Here is a 14,475-nt window from a genome sequence, read left to right on the forward strand (position 1 = left end):
CAGTCTAGTCGCTGCGCGGCGCAGTGGCGCGCTTCCAGCAGGCACCGCGCGGCTTGGGTTTATCACGCGCGCGGCTCCACTTCGCCGTATTCGGCGGCGATGTCGCCCGCCCCCGCCGCGCCGCGATCATCGTCCGGGGTGGGGCGCAGCACCAGCGCACCCAGGGGTTCATCTTGCTCGGCGGCAATCGCGCCTCGGCGCAGCAATTCCAAGACCGCCAAGAACCGGGCCACCACCATCTGCACCGAGGGGGCATCGGCGCAGAGCTGCGCGAAGGTAAAGGAATCCCCCGCCCGGAAACGTTCTTCCAGATAGGCCACCTGGCTAGCGACCGGAACAACCGGAGAGTGCAAATGTTGCAGCTGGACCACCGGTTCTGAAGTATCGCGGGTAAAAGCACGGGCCGCCAGGAGTGCCAGATCCATCACCCCGAGCGGAAGGCGAACTTCCGGTAGCGCCTTCGCGTACATCTCCTCGAGGGGAACATCGCGGCCCACCCGCCGCCCGGTTTCCGCCAGGCGCGCCCCGAAATCGCGAGCCACCTCTTTAAAAGCCCGGTATTGGAGCAGTTTGGCGAAGAGGAGATCGCGCTGTTCTAGGAGCTCCCAATCTTCTTCTTCGCTTTCGTGGCGCGGCAGCAAGCGCGCTAGTTTCATATCGAGGAGGGTGGCGGCCACCACCAAAAACTCTGAGGTGGTGGACAGATCGACCTCCGGCCGGGACCGAATCCAGGCGATGAACTCATCCGTCACTTCCGCCAGAGCGACCTCGGTAATATCCAAGTTTTTCTTGGAAATCATGCTAAGAAGCACCGAAAACGGCCCCGAATATACGTCGAGGTCAACGTCGAAATCGGAGGAGACGTCAAAGAGAGTGGTCACGCCCACTCCTGTTTAGGCACTTTGGCCGCGGGCAATCACTTCGCGCGCCAACTTCCGATAGGCTACCGCACCCGGGTGCGAAGGTGCGTACTGGGTGATGGGTTCCCCGGCCACCGAGGCATCGGGGAATTTCACGGTGCGGGAAATATACGTGTGGTAGACCTTATCTCCGAATCCTTCGTGCACCGAACGCATCACATCACGCGAATGAAGGGTACGCATATCCACCATGGTGAGAAGCACCCCGTCAATGGTGAGCCGCGGATTAAGGCGATCCTGAACCCGGCCAATCTGTTCGGTCAGCAGTGCTACCCCGCGCATAGCAAAATATTCTGCCTCCAGCGGGATAATAACGCCGTGCGCGGCGGTGAGCGCATTAACAGTGAGGAGACCCAAGGAAGGCTGGCAGTCAATAATAATGACGTCATAGTCATCGAGAACCGGGCGCAGCACCCGGCTGAGAGCCTGCTCGCGCGCCACTTCGTTAATAAGCACAATTTCGGCAGCGGAGAGGTCAATATTAGCCGGAACTACATCCAGACCCTCGACTTTCGAATGCTGAATGATCCCCCGCACATCCGGTTTCGCGGCAATAAGTTCGTTATAAATAGTACGATCCAGCGCGCGAGCATTAATACCCAGACCGGCCGAGGCAGCGCCCTGCGGATCGAAATCCACAATGAGAACACGCCGGCCGTATCCGGCCAGCGCGGCGGCGAGGTTAATCGACGTCGTTGTTTTACCCACCCCACCCTTTTGGTTGGACATCGCAATAATGCGCGCCGGGCCGTGTTCCTGCAAGGGCTCCGGTTCGGGGAAATCCACGTTCTCAGTTTCAAAAAGCGCGTTCTGTTCGGTCACATCTCTAGGGTACCTAAACTCGGAGGACTTGCGGTGCCATTTCTGGCGCTGAGCGTAGAACGACGACGCCGCGCCTTCTCGCCTTTCTACTCACTGCGCAGCGCCCGCGGGTGCGAGGTGGCATACACCTCCTTGAGGACATCGCGGGAAACCTGGGTATAAATCTGGGTGGTGGTCACCGAGGAATGTCCGAGTAATTCCTGCACCACCCGCACATCCGCACCGCCCTGGAGAAGGTGGGTGGCAAAAGAATGCCGCAGCGAATGCGGAGAGACATGCGCGGTAATACCTGCCCGTTCGGCCGCCTGGCGAATAATGAGCCAGGCACTTTGGCGTGAGAGAGCCCGCCCGCGGGTATTGAGGAAGAGCTTGGCCACACCCTCCCCGCGCGCGGCGAGCTCCGGGCGGGCCCGGGTGGTGTAGGCATCCAGCGCCTCCAGGGCGTAGCTCCCCAGCGGCACCACCCGTTCCTTACGGCCCTTACCGAAGAGCCGCACGGTGGAGGTATCCGTATCAATATCATCTGCCGTAAGCCCGAGGGCTTCGGAAATGCGTGCGCCGGTTCCATAAAGGACTTCCAGGAGGGCCCGGTCACGCAGGCCCAGGGGCGGCGGGATGGCGCCGGCCGCCTCAATCATGGCGGTTACTTCGGCGATAGTGAGAGCTTCGGGCAGGCGCGCGGGAAGTTTCGGGGGACGTACCCGGGTGGCGGGATTGGCCGCGGTGGCGCCGTCGTCGTACAAAAAAGTATGAAAAGCCCGCACCGCGGTCACGGCCCGCGCAATAGAAGCCGGGGCCATGCCGCGTAGCGTTTCCGAAAACGAAGCGACGTCCTCGTCACGTACGTCACCCGGGCTGGTGACCCCGCGGGCCTCTAGATGCGCAAGATATTTACGCAAATCCCGCCGGTACGCCGCTACGGTATTGCGCGATAATGCACGTTCGACGCTGATATGGGCGAGGAACTGCGCGACCGCGCGTTGCAACTGCGGGGTACCGGGCTCAGCCATCTCTTCTCCTTCGCGGGTGCACGCTCACGCTCGCGCCCGGCGCGAACGCAGATGCGCTTCGGGCGCGCGAAGCCCGCTCGACCAGTAGACTAGTGCGTGGCACATCTCATGTAACCACAACCTTACGTTAGGAGAATTCAATGGCGAAGCTCGAATGGTCGCAGCTCGATCAGCGCGCCGTGGACACGACCCGGCTGCTAGCCGCGGATGCGGTGCAAAAAACCGGGAATGGGCATCCCGGAACGGCCATGTCCCTGGCTCCGGCGGCGTATTTGCTCTACCAGCGGGTCATGAACCACGATCCGGCGGATTCTGCGTGGGTGGGCCGTGACCGTTTCATTCTCTCGGCCGGGCATTCCTCCCTTACCCAATACAATCAGCTTTTGCTAGCCGGCTACGGCCTCGAACTCGATGATATTAAGGCGCTGCGTACCCTCCACTCCAAGACTCCCGGCCATCCCGAATACGGCTATACCAACGGTGTGGAGATGACCACCGGGCCGCTGGGGCAGGGCCTGGCCTCCGCGGTGGGATTCGCGATGGCCTCTCGGCGCGCCCACGGGCTTTTTGACCGGGATACCCCGCTCGGTGAGTCAGTATTCGACCATTTTGTGTACGTTATCGCCGGTGATGGCTGCCTCCAGGAAGGCGTGACCAGTGAAGCCTGCTCGCTGGCCGGCACCCAGGAGCTCGGAAATCTTATTCTCATTTACGATGACAACCGCATTTCCATTGAAGACAATACCTCCATTGCTTTCAGTGAAGATGTGCTGGCCCGCTACGAAGCCTACGGATGGCACACCCAGCACGTGAATTGGATTAAGGAGGATGGTTCCTACCAGGAGGATGTCCAGGCGCTCTACGATGCGATTCTGGCTGCTCAGCAGGTGACCGATAAGCCCTCCATTATTAAGCTCTCCACCATTATTGCCTGGCCGGCGCCCACCAAGCAGAATACCGGTGCCTCGCACGGTTCTGCCCTGGGAGTGGAGGAAATTCGCGCCACCAAGGAAATCCTGGGCTTCGATCCGGATATTGACTTCCCGCTGGAAGACGACGTGCTCGCCCATACCCGCAAGAATGCGGCGGCGCGGGCGGCCGCGGCCCGTAAGGATTGGGATGCGCGTTTCGAAGCGTGGCGTGCTTCCCATCCGGAAGAGGCCGCGCTGTACGATCGCATCCGCGCAAAGAAATTCCCCGAGGGTTGGGAAAAGAAGCTGCCGAGCTGGGAGCCGGATCCCAAGGGTATCGCCACCCGCGCGGCCTCCGGCGTGGTGCTCAATGCCCTCGCTCCGGTGCTGCCCGAATTGTGGGGCGGTTCGGCCGATCTGGCGGGGTCGAATAACACCACGATGAAGGGGGAACCGTCCTTCCTGCCCGCGCATCGCTCTTCGACGATGTTCTCCGGTGATATTTACGGACGCACCCTCCACTTCGGTATCCGGGAATTCGCCATGGGCGCGATCATTAACGGAATTACCCTTGATGGGCTTACCCGTGCCTACGGCGGCACCTTCTTTGTGTTCTCCGATTACATGCGCGGTGCGGCCCGCCTCGCGGCCATTATGAATATCCCCTCGATTTTTGTATGGACGCATGATTCGGTGGGCGTGGGCGAGGACGGCCCCACCCACCAGCCCATTGAACACCTGTGGGCCTACCGCGCCATCCCGCGCCTCAATATTGTGCGGCCGGCTGATGCGAACGAAACCGCGGCCGCGTGGCGCGGGGCATTGGAGAAGGTCGACGGCGGGCCTACCGGCCTCATCCTTACCCGGCAGGGCGTGCCGGTTCTGGAAGGGACCTCCACCGAAGGCGTCCTCAAGGGCGGCTACGTGCTGGCAGACTCCCCCACCGGGACCGTTGACGTGCAGCTGCTGGCCACCGGTTCCGAAGTGCAGCTGGCAGTGGCCGCCCAGCAGAGCCTCGCGGAGCAGGGAGTGGGTGCACGCGTTATTTCGCTGCCCTGCCTGGAGTGGTTCGAAGCTCAGGACCAGGCCTACCGTGATGCGGTCATCCTCCCCAACGTCAAGGCACGAGTCTCGGTGGAAGCCGGTGCCACCTTCGGCTGGGCCGGCTACGTCGGGGATGCCGGGCGCAGCGTGGGTATCAATACCTACGGGGAGTCCGGGCCCGGTGGTGCACTCATGAAGGAATATGGGATGACCGCCGAGCATGTGGTCTCCGCCGCCCTCGAATCCATCGAAGCGGCGCGCGCCTAAAACGCAGGCGCCTCGCCCGCTGGCAGTAGCGTCTTTTCGCGGGCGCATATCAGTGACGGTCGCGCGGTCGGATGTCCCGGCCGCGCGACCTTATTGCCCCACAGCGGACTTTCGTTACGCTCGACGGCTCAAGCGTCTACCATAAGACAGGCGCATATTCTCGCCCTCTTTTTCACGACAGGAATTTTATGGTTGCTCCTACTTCAGGTAATCCGCTCCGTGCCGTCACCGACCGCCGCCTCCAGCGCGTGGCCGGCCCCTGCGGCATCGTTCTTTTTGGCATCACCGGTGACCTGGCGAACCGCAAAATTCTTCCCGCCCTCTACGACCTCGCGAATCGGGGGCTGCTGCCGCCGTCGTTCTCCATCATCGGAGTGGCGCGCCGTCCCGTAGACGCGGCCCGCAGCGTCGAAGCGGCCATCCGTCAAGGCGCCCAAACCCCGGTTGTCTCCACCACTCTGGCCCAGATTCTTGACGGGTTGCGGATGGTCGAAGGCCAGTACAACGACCCGGAGCTCTATCGCGCTCTCGGGGCGACCATGGCGGATGTAGATGCCACCCGCGGTACCGGCGGTAATTTTGCTTTTTATCTTTCCATTCCGCCTAGCCTTTTCCCGGTGGTGACCCAGGGCCTCGCTACCGCGGGACTCAATCGCGGGGCGCCGGGCAGCTGGCGCCGCGTGGTTATCGAAAAACCGTTCGGGCACGATATGGCCTCCGCGCGCGAACTCAATGCTTCGGTCAGCGGGGTATTCCCCCACGATTCGGTTTTCCGCATTGACCACTATCTCGGTAAAGAGACCGTGCAGAATATCCTCGCGCTGCGTTTCGCCAACGAACTGTATGAGCCGCTGTGGAATTCTTCCCACGTGGACCACGTGCAAATCACCATGGCGGAGGATATTGGGATTGGCTCGCGCGCCGGATATTACGACGGTATCGGAGCCACTCGCGACGTGATTCAAAACCACCTGCTCCAGCTGCTGGCCCTCACCGCGATGGAGGAGCCGACCTCGTTCCACGCCGATGCCCTGCGCGCGGAAAAGGAGAAAGTCCTCGAGGCTACCCATCTGTTCGGGAGCCCGGCCGAAGCTTCGGTGCGGGCACAGTATTCGAACGGATGGCAGGGCGGCCAGTGGGTGCGCGGTTACCGGGAAGAGAACGGTATCCCGGCCGACTCCGTGACCGATACTTACGGGGCAATTGCCCTGGGAATTGAGACGCGGCGCTGGTCGGGAGTGCCTTTCTACCTGAGAACCGGTAAGCGACTCGGGCGGCGCGTGTCAGAAATTGCGGTGGTGTTCCGTAATCCGCCTTTCCTCCCCTTCCCAGATGTGGCCGGGCTAGGGCAAAACACCCTGGTTATCCGGGTGCAACCCAATGAAGGCATCACCTTTAAATTTGGTTCCAAGGTGCCCGGCTCGGAAATGCGGCTGCGTGACGTCACTATGGACTTCGCCTACGGTCACGCTTTTACCGAGTACACCCCGGAAGCTTATGAACGTCTCATTCTTGACGTGCTTTTGGGAGATCCGCCGCTCTTCCCGCAAACCCGGGAAGTTGAAGAGTCCTGGCGGATTATCGACCAGGTGGAAAACTATTGGGCTGCCCACCCGGAGTCCCTGGAAACGTACGCGCCTGGGTCCTGGGGCCCGGCCGGTGCCGATGCCATGCTTGCCGCCCACGGCCATGCCTGGCGCCGCCCCTAGCCGCACCTGTTCCGTGCCTGACAAAGATCCGAGGAAACTTCATGATTAACCATATTGCCGATACCACGTCTGCCCAGGTGGGCCAGCAGCTTGATCAATTGCGCGGAACTTCTGGGGTAGGAGCCCTCGGGAGGGTCCTCACGCTCATTATCGTGGCGCATACCGAGGGTGGGGTGCGTGATGCGCTTGAGGCCGCAGCTGGAGCGTCCCGCGCGCACCCTTCCCGGATTATCGCGGTGCTGCCGGTGGCTGGCGAAACCGCGCGTCTCGATGCGGAAATCCGTACCGGATCGGAAGCCGGCGCTTCCGAGATCGTTATTTTGCGCGCGCACGGGGGCGCCGCGGAGAACGTGGATACCTTGGTCACTCCACTGCTGCTCCCCGATACCCCGGTGGTGACGTGGTGGATTCAAAATATGCCGGAAAACCCCGCGGCTACCGCGGCGGGGCGCATCGCGCAGCGCCGTATTACTACCACCCGCACCGCAGATCACCCAGCCCTGGCCCTTCAGCACCTTTCCGCTAATTATGTTCCCGGGGATACTGATCTGGGCTGGGCCGGCACTACCCTGTGGCGCAATTACATCGCCTCCATGGTGGACGAATTCCCGAGCCGAATCGTTACCGGCGCGAAGGTGTGGGGGCGCCCGCACCGCTCCTCGCTTTTCTTACTCGCCGCGTGGCTGCGCCTGCGCCTAGACGTTCCGGTGGAGATAGAGCCGCAGGAGGGCGCTCCGATTACCGGCGTGGAACTATTCTTGGACGACGGCGCAGCTCTCAGCCTGCATCGCACCCCGGGCAATGACCACGGCATCATGCTCCGCCCGGGTCGAGCTCCCCAGGAGGTTGCTTTGCCGGTGCGCAGCCTGGAAGCGATGCTCATTGAGGATCTGCGCGATCTCAATCCCGATACCGCCTACGGTGATGTTTTAACCAGGGGACTCCCCCTACTGGATTATTCTCCCGCGGATGTGGACGTCTAGAAAGCCCGGATGTAGCGTCTAGAAGAGGGCATGCGAAACGGGGCCGGTACGTGCATACGCACGTACCGGCCCCGCCGCTTCTTGACTATCTAGTTCTAGACGCCCACCTTGACGATGAGGCCGATGAGGATAATAGAAATTCCCCAGATGAGGGCCAGCACCACGGTGATGCGGTTGAGGTTGCGTTCGGCTACCCCGGAAGAACGCATAGACGTGGAAATACCACCACCGAACATATCGGAAATTCCGCCACCCTTGCCTTTATGCAGCAAGATGGAAAGCGTGAGGAAGATGCTGGTGATGAGCATAAGCACTTCGCAGGTAATGAGCAAAGCTTTCATTTCCAGTCCTTTCGAATGCTTCGTGCACCCGGAGAGTAATAGAGTCCTTGGTTAGTGTACCTGCTGATGCCGGCCTGCGGGAAATAAAACGTGCGGGGTGGGAAGAATCCCACCCCGCACGCGAGGGCCAGGGCGATAGTCCTTGGGTGATCGCCCTTAACCGTTATCGTTCTTAGCCGCGGAACATCACGATCTTCGCGAATTCCTCCGCCTTGAGACTGGCGCCGCCCACAAGGGCACCGTCAACATCAGGCTGGGCCATGATCTCCTGGACGTTAGCAGCCTTGACCGATCCGCCGTACTGGATGCGAACCGCAGCAGCCGCTTCCGCACCGAAGTTTTCCTCGATGCGAGCCCGGATCGCGCCGCAGACTTCCTGGGCGTCTTCCGGGGTGGCCACTTCGCCGGTGCCAATAGCCCAGATGGGTTCGTAGGCGATAACAAGCTTGGCTACATCGGCAGCCTGGAAATCGGCGAAGAGTTCGTCGATCTGGGAAACGACGTACTCGACATGCCGGCCTTCCTTACGCACCTCGAGTTCTTCACCGCAGCAGACGATAGGCGTCATGCCGGCGCTAAGAACCTTGTGTGCCTTCTTGCCGATGAGTTCATTGCTTTCGCCGTGGTAAGCGCGCCGCTCCGAATGACCCACGATGACGTAGCTGCACCCGAGCTTGGAGAGCATCGAGGTGGAGATTTCACCGGTGTAGGCGCCTTCGTCATGCACGGAGACGTCCTGGGCACCGTAGGCGATGTGCAGCTCATCTGATTCGCACAGGGTCTGGATGGACCGCAGATCGGTGTAGGGGGCGAAAACCGCCACATCTACATCACCGTAGGTGAAACCTGCATCATCCAGGGTCCACGCGACTTTTTGCACAAGGTGGGTAGCCTCGAGATGATCCATATTCATCTTCCAGTTACCCGCCATCAGGGGGGTGCGTGCCATTAATCCTCCAGAACAGCGATACCGGGCAGGGTCTTACCCTCGAGGAATTCGAGGGAAGCGCCACCGCCGGTGGAAATATGGTTGAACTTCTCTTCGTCGAAACCGAGGATGCGCACGGCAGCCGCGGAGTCACCGCCACCAACGATGGTGAAGCCTTCAGCATCCTGCATGGCCTGGGCTACGCCCTTCGTGCCCTCAGCGAAGGCCGGGAACTCGAAGACGCCCATGGGGCCGTTCCAGACGATAGTCTTCGAAGAGGCGATCTTCTCAGCGTATTCGGATACGGTTTCCGGCCCGATGTCCAGGCCCATGCCGTTGGCGGGCATATCAGAAGCGGAAACAATTTCGGATTCCGCGTCCTTATCAAACTTATCGGCGACGACAACGTCGACCGGCAGGAGCAGCTCCACACCCTTATTGGACGCGGTTTCGAGGTATTCGCGAGCCTTGTCGATCTGGTCATCTTCGCACAGCGAGGAGCCGATCTCATAGCCCTTTGCGCGCAGGAAGGTGAAGGCCATACCGCCACCGATGAGGAGAACATCAGCCTTATCCAGGAGGTTCTCAATCACGCCGATCTTATCGGAAACCTTGGAGCCACCGAGCACCACGGTGTAGGGACGTTCCGGATTCGCGGTGGCCTTGGACAGCGAATTAATTTCCTTGGCAACGAGTTCACCGGCAGCCGAAGGCAGCAGCTTCGCAATATCGTAAACCGAGGCCTGCTTGCGGTGGACAACACCGAAACCATCGGAAACGAAGACATCTGCCAGCGCGGCGTATTCCTTCGCGAGAGCTTCGCGGTCAGCATCGACCTTGGAGTCTTCGCGCTTGTCATAGCGCACGTTCTGAAGCAGCACGATGTCGCCGTCATTCAGCGCGTCAATCTTGGCCTTGGCATCCGGACCCACGGTATCTTCCGCGAGGGGAACCTCACGGCCGAGAAGTTCGCCGAGGCGCTTGGCTACCGGAGCCAGGGAGAATTCCGGCTTCGGCTCACCCTTCGGGCGGCCCAGATGCGCGGAAACGATAACCTTCGCCTTGGCGTCGAGAAGCCGCTTGATGGTGGGCAGCGCGGCGCGGATACGGCCGTCATCGGTAATGCGATCCCCGTCCAGCGGAACGTTGAAATCGGAACGAACAAAAACCTTCTTGCCGGTGAGGTCACCGAGCGATTCAATAGTCCTCATATTTTTCCTTTCGCGTAGGGAAGCCCGTGCGCGCTAGCGCACGCACGGGCTTCACATCAGCTCATCGCTTGATCTTTAGAGCTTGCTCGCAACGAGGTTGGCAAGCTTCACGAGGGAAGCAGCGTAGCCGTATTCGTTGTCATACCAAGCGCCGATCTTGACCTGGCCGTCCATCACCTTGGTGAGGCCGGCATCGAAGATGGACTGGTGATGATCACCGATGATGTCCGAGGAGACGATGGGATCCTCGGTGTAAGCGAGGGTGCCCTTGAGAGCGCCTTCCGAGGCTTCCTTCATCGCGGCGTTGATTTCTTCCACGGTGACATCGGACTTCTCAGCTTCGAAGGTGAGATCCGTCAGGGAGCCGGTGATGGTGGGGACGCGCACGGCGTAACCATCAAGCTTGCCCTTGAGTTCGGGAAGAACCAGGGCAACGGCCTTGGCCGCACCGGTGGTGGTGGGGACCATGTTCTGCGCGGCCGCGCGGGCGCGACGCAGATCCTTGTGCGGGCCGTCCTGCAGGTTCTGATCCGCGGTGTAAGCGTGGATCGTGGTCATCAGACCCTTCTTGACACCGAACTTGTCCACGAGGACCTTCGCCACCGGGGCGAGGCAGTTCGTGGTGCAGGAAGCGTTGGAAATAATATTGTGCTTGGCCGGATCGTACTGATCGGAGTTCACGCCGATAACGAAGGTGGCATCTTCGCCCTTCGCCGGGGCGGAAATAAGAACCTTCTTGGCGCCGGCTTCGATATGAGCCTGGCAAGCTTCACCGGTGCGGAAGCGGCCGGTGCACTCGAGAACGATGTCAACCTCGAGTTCCTTCCACGGGAGGTTGGCCGGATCCTTTTCAGCAAGAACCTTGATCTTCTTGCCGTCGAGCACGAATCCATCTTCGGTTGCTTCAATCTCCACGGGGAGGCGGCCGCCGGCGGTGTCATACTTCAGCAGGTGGGCGAGAGTCTTGATATCGGTCAGGTCATTGACCGCGACGATCTCGAAATCCGCACCCTCGGCGAGGGCTGCGCGGACAGCGGCACGACCAATACGGCCGAAGCCGTTAATAGCAACGCGTACAGTCACTCTTTATCCTCCTCACGCGCCAGCTAGCGCGTTTCCAACTCGACTTCTTGTCTTTGAGAAGTCCGTCCGAGAACTTCTCTCGGAACCACTGACTATTCTACCGGTCACGTTCGGCTGGGGCTAATGCCAGTGGGAAGGAGCTTGCGAACTTTGGCACAGAGCGAAACTCGACAGCGGCATAACACGCCCTTAGTCCCATTTTTGATTGTTATTTTTTTCGACGACGGCGAACGCGCTACCGCGCGTTAGGACATTGCCCCGTGCCCCGCCGCCCGCACCGCGGCCATAGTGTCAGGAATGCCCAGTTCCTTGGCCCGCTTATCCGCCATAGAATTCAAGCGACGCAGCCGCCCGGCCACTGCATCCTTGGTGGCGCGCGGCGTGAGCTGCTCCCCGAGCAAGTTGAGGGAATCTTCCGGGTGAGCGATGCGGGCCTCACCGGCCGCCCGCAAATTCTCCGGTACATCCGTGCCGAGAATTTCAAAAGCGCGCTTGACCCGGATCACCGCGATGACAGCGGCATCGGCACTGCGGCGCATATTTGCGTCGTCGAAATTAGCAAGCCGGTTAACCGTGCCGTGTACTTCCCGTTCCACGCGTAGCTCTTCCCAGCGCAGCACAGCATCATTGGCACCCATCCGGGTGAGCATATCGGAGATAGCTTCTCCCCCGCGGATGTCGATACGGTGGGCCCCGCGTGATTCGCGCACCCGGTAGGGAATATCGAGGCGTCGGGCCAGCCCTCCCAGGGCATAGGCAGCCTCCAAGCGCGGGCAAATAATCTCAAGGGAAGCATTGCGCCCGGGTTCCATGAGGGTGCCGCGCGCGAGGAAAGCTCCGCGCCAGGCCGCGCCCGCATCGGCTTTTGAGCCACCGACCACCGCGGGAGGTAGCCCCCGTACCGGCCGCCCGTGCGCATCCAGGAGACCGAGTTTCACCGCAATGCGTTCGGTATTCTCCGAAGAGCGCACAAGGAAACGTTGCCCCTGGCGCATCTGCGAGGAAACCGAAAGAAGTTCCGGCTCCACGGAGAAAAGCTGGCGTACCAACTCCCACAGGCGTTGCGCGCTCGGCCGGTGGCCCACCTCGGCCACCAGTTCCAGGGTACGCGAACGCACGGCCAATCCCCCGCCGTACCGGAACATCGCGGTGAGTTCAGCCAGTGCGGCGGAAAGCGAAGCCGGCGTAACGGTGGCTAGTTCATCTTTCACCGTACGGGTTAACGCGGACACGACTCCCCTTCCTTCTATGGTGGGACCGCTACTCAGCAGGGAATATCCCGGTTGTGGATTCTTCCGTGCGCGGGAATTCCCGGTTTAGGAATCTCCTATGACGCCTTCGAAGGCATCCCGATAGGCAGCGGCCAAACGTAGCGCATCGTGACGTGCGCGATTATCGCCCATTCTAACCTGTCGCAGCATGAGCGTGGCCCCGATGCCTTCGGCTTCCGCTGCGACTTCACCGATATCATCCACGCTGCGCGGATCGGCCACCACCACGTCAATACGCAGATCCGGGGCATGGCGAGCGAAAGAACGAATATGGTCCGCGGCGCTCATCCCCCATGTTTCACGCTCATTACGAAGATTGAGGGCAAGAACCCGGCGGGCCGGGGAACGCACGAGGGCCGCGTGTAAATCCGGAACCATGAGGTGGGGAATAACAGAGGTGTACCAGGATCCCGGTCCAAAAACGATCCAATCGGCCTCGTCAATAGCGGCAACCGCTTCGGGTTGTGCGGGAGGATTCTCTGGAATAAGGCTGACGTGTTCCACTTTTCCGCGGGCCGTTGCCACCGCCACCTGCCCGCGGTAGAGCTGGGGGCCCTCTTCTTCGTCAATGACCCGTGCCTCAATCTCCAGGGGAATAGGAGACATGGGCAGCACGCGGCCGTCAATGCGCAGCAGCTGCCCCACCCAGTCAAGACCGGAAACTGTGCTTCCCAATTGCTCCCACATGGAAACAATGAGGAGATTACCCATGGCGTGCCCGTTGAGGGGACCTTCGGAAGAGAAACGGTATTGAAGAACGTCGCGCCAGGTCTGGCCCCATTCGCCGTCGTCACACAGCGCGGAAAGGGCCATGCGCAAATCTCCGGGTGGAATCACGTTGAATTCATTACGCAAGCGCCCCGAGGAACCGCCGTCGTCCGCAACAGTAACCACGGCGGTGATATTTTGGGTGATGAGCCGCAAGGCCGAAAGCGAAGCGTAGAGGCCGTGGCCGCCCCCGAGGGCGACGACTCGCGGGCCGCGACTACCGCGCCCGCCCATTATTCACGCCCCAAATCACGGTGAATTGTGCGTACCGAGTGCCCGGCGGCGCGTAGCGCTTCGGATACCGCTTCCGCGATAGCGACCGACCGGTGTTTTCCGCCGGTGCAGCCAATCGCGATCGTGGTGAAAGGTTTGAGTTCGCGGGCGTAGCCGGCCAGGATGGTGTGGATGAGGTGAGAGTACTCCCGCACGAAAGCCTCGGCACCCTCCTGCTCCAGTACGAAATGGGCCACGGGCTCATCGTGGCCGCTCAGATGGCGCAGCTCGGTAATCCAGTAGGGATTGGGCAGGAAGCGCACATCGGCCACATTATCGGCATCCAGGGGCAGTCCGTATTTGAAACCGAAGGACATGACCGTCACCCGGGTCGCTTCTGTTCCCGAAGTTTCCCCCACGAGGTGACGAATTTTACGGGAAAGATCGTGAACGGACAGCCGCGAAGTATCGATAACGGAATCAGCACGATTGCGCAGATCCGCCAGGAGTTTGCGTTCCGCGGTGATGCCGTCGAAAAGCCGACCGTGGCCCTGGAGCGGGTGGGGCCGGCGCACGCTTTCATAGCGACGCACCAGGGAAGCATCATCGGCATCGAGGAAAATAATGCGATAGTTAATACCGCTCGCGGTGAGATCCGCAAGAACTTCCAGGAGCTCAGCGAAGAATTCCCGGGAGCGCACGTCCACCACCGCGGCCATGCGGGTCACTTTTCCATTACCGGAGAGCAGCCCCGCCAAGGCGCTGAGCATGCGCGGCGGGAGATTATCCACCACGTACCAACCCAGATCTTCCAGGGTGGCAGCCGCGCGGGATCTGCCCGCCCCGGACATTCCCGTGACAATAATGATTTCCGGAACGTCGGCCGGTGCCAGCTCAGCTGTACAATCGGCTGCCGGAACAACGGCGGGGATACGGGACGTATCGTTAATGTCGCGGGTGTCACTCATATCTCCATCATGCCACAAAGACCCGC

At 60.9% G+C, this 14,475-nt stretch carries 13 protein-coding genes; 3 read left to right on the plus strand and 10 right to left on the minus strand.

Annotated elements, in window-relative coordinates; translation table 11 throughout:
* Positions 1 to 62: 62 nt before the first annotated feature.
* The 3 genes from DDD64_RS02795 to xerD all read right to left on the minus strand — a co-directional run bounded on the left by DDD64_RS02795 (position 63) and on the right by xerD (position 2,752).
* Positions 63 to 881 carry a segregation and condensation protein A gene (locus tag DDD64_RS02795; protein WP_126134924.1) on the minus strand — a complete coding sequence of 273 codons (819 nt, stop codon included), beginning with the start codon at positions 879 to 881 and terminating at the stop codon, positions 63 to 65.
* Positions 882 to 893: 12 nt separating this feature from the next.
* Positions 894 to 1,742, minus strand: a complete 849-nt coding sequence (locus DDD64_RS02800) for a ParA family protein (protein WP_126134925.1) — start codon at positions 1,740 to 1,742, stop codon at positions 894 to 896.
* An 86-nt stretch (positions 1,743 to 1,828) separates the two neighbouring features.
* Positions 1,829 to 2,752: a site-specific tyrosine recombinase XerD gene (gene xerD / locus DDD64_RS02805; protein ID WP_126134926.1), complete on the minus strand. Its 924-nt coding sequence runs from the start codon at positions 2,750 to 2,752 to the stop codon at positions 1,829 to 1,831.
* Positions 2,753 to 2,892: 140 nt separating this feature from the next.
* Here xerD and tkt point away from each other — a divergent pair, with 140 nt between their 5' ends.
* The 3 genes from tkt to DDD64_RS02820 all read left to right on the plus strand — a co-directional run bounded on the left by tkt (position 2,893) and on the right by DDD64_RS02820 (position 7,666).
* Positions 2,893 to 4,974, plus strand: a complete 2,082-nt coding sequence (tkt, locus tag DDD64_RS02810; RefSeq protein WP_126134927.1) for a transketolase — start codon at positions 2,893 to 2,895, stop codon at positions 4,972 to 4,974.
* Between the two features lie 188 nt (positions 4,975 to 5,162).
* Entirely contained in the window at positions 5,163 to 6,683 is a 1,521-nt protein-coding gene (gene zwf / locus DDD64_RS02815; RefSeq protein WP_126134928.1) for a glucose-6-phosphate dehydrogenase, read from the plus strand.
* 41 nt (positions 6,684 to 6,724) lie between these two features.
* Positions 6,725 to 7,666, plus strand: coding sequence for a glucose-6-phosphate dehydrogenase assembly protein OpcA (locus DDD64_RS02820; protein WP_126134929.1), 942 nt, complete (start codon positions 6,725 to 6,727; stop codon positions 7,664 to 7,666).
* A 95-nt stretch (positions 7,667 to 7,761) separates the two neighbouring features.
* Here DDD64_RS02820 and secG read toward each other — a convergent pair whose 3' ends face one another.
* The 7 genes from secG to rapZ form a co-directional block, all read right to left on the minus strand.
* Positions 7,762 to 8,007, minus strand: a complete 246-nt coding sequence (secG, locus tag DDD64_RS02825) for a preprotein translocase subunit SecG (RefSeq protein WP_026429337.1) — start codon at positions 8,005 to 8,007, stop codon at positions 7,762 to 7,764.
* A 172-nt stretch (positions 8,008 to 8,179) separates the two neighbouring features.
* Entirely contained in the window at positions 8,180 to 8,956 is a 777-nt protein-coding gene (gene tpiA / locus DDD64_RS02830) for a triose-phosphate isomerase (RefSeq protein WP_126134930.1), read from the minus strand.
* The gene (locus tag DDD64_RS02835; RefSeq protein WP_126134931.1) at positions 8,956 to 10,146 is read right to left on the minus strand and encodes a phosphoglycerate kinase; all 1,191 of its coding nucleotides are present in this window, start codon (positions 10,144 to 10,146) and stop codon (positions 8,956 to 8,958) included. Before DDD64_RS02835 ends, tpiA begins: the two co-directional genes overlap by 1 nt.
* Positions 10,147 to 10,221: 75 nt before the next feature.
* A complete protein-coding gene (gene gap, locus DDD64_RS02840) occupies positions 10,222 to 11,229 on the minus strand; it encodes a type I glyceraldehyde-3-phosphate dehydrogenase (RefSeq protein ID WP_026429334.1) in 1,008 nt (335 codons plus the stop codon).
* Between the two features lie 245 nt (positions 11,230 to 11,474).
* Entirely contained in the window at positions 11,475 to 12,461 is a 987-nt protein-coding gene (gene whiA, locus DDD64_RS02845; RefSeq protein ID WP_126134932.1) for a DNA-binding protein WhiA, read from the minus strand.
* 84 nt (positions 12,462 to 12,545) lie between these two features.
* A complete protein-coding gene (locus DDD64_RS02850) occupies positions 12,546 to 13,502 on the minus strand; it encodes a gluconeogenesis factor YvcK family protein (protein ID WP_126134933.1) in 957 nt (318 codons plus the stop codon).
* Positions 13,502 to 14,449 (minus strand): RNase adapter RapZ, encoded by a 948-nt coding sequence (gene rapZ / locus DDD64_RS02855; RefSeq protein ID WP_126134934.1) that lies wholly within the window; start codon positions 14,447 to 14,449, stop codon positions 13,502 to 13,504. Before rapZ ends, DDD64_RS02850 begins: the two co-directional genes overlap by 1 nt.
* Between the last annotated feature and the right edge of the window lie 26 nt (positions 14,450 to 14,475).

The organism is Actinotignum sanguinis, from assembly GCF_003957255.1.
GTDB lineage: Bacteria > Actinomycetota > Actinomycetes > Actinomycetales > Actinomycetaceae > Actinotignum > Actinotignum sanguinis.

Bases quoted from the DNA above. Each gene is read 5' to 3' on its own strand.
- xerD (WP_126134926.1), bottom strand. From the start codon at position 2,752: ATGGCTGAGCCCGGTACCCCGCAGTTGCAACGCGCGGTCGCGCAGTTC.
- tkt (WP_126134927.1), top strand. From the start codon at position 2,893: ATGGCGAAGCTCGAATGGTCGCAGCTCGATCAGCGCGCCGTGGACACG.
- zwf (WP_126134928.1), top strand. From the start codon at position 5,163: ATGGTTGCTCCTACTTCAGGTAATCCGCTCCGTGCCGTCACCGACCGC.
- DDD64_RS02820 (WP_126134929.1), top strand. From the start codon at position 6,725: ATGATTAACCATATTGCCGATACCACGTCTGCCCAGGTGGGCCAGCAG.
- secG (WP_026429337.1), bottom strand. From the start codon at position 8,007: ATGAAAGCTTTGCTCATTACCTGCGAAGTGCTTATGCTCATCACCAGC.
- tpiA (WP_126134930.1), bottom strand. From the start codon at position 8,956: ATGGCACGCACCCCCCTGATGGCGGGTAACTGGAAGATGAATATGGAT.
- DDD64_RS02835 (WP_126134931.1), bottom strand. From the start codon at position 10,146: ATGAGGACTATTGAATCGCTCGGTGACCTCACCGGCAAGAAGGTTTTT.
- DDD64_RS02850 (WP_126134933.1), bottom strand. From the start codon at position 13,502: ATGGGCGGGCGCGGTAGTCGCGGCCCGCGAGTCGTCGCCCTCGGGGGC.
- rapZ (WP_126134934.1), bottom strand. From the start codon at position 14,449: ATGAGTGACACCCGCGACATTAACGATACGTCCCGTATCCCCGCCGTT.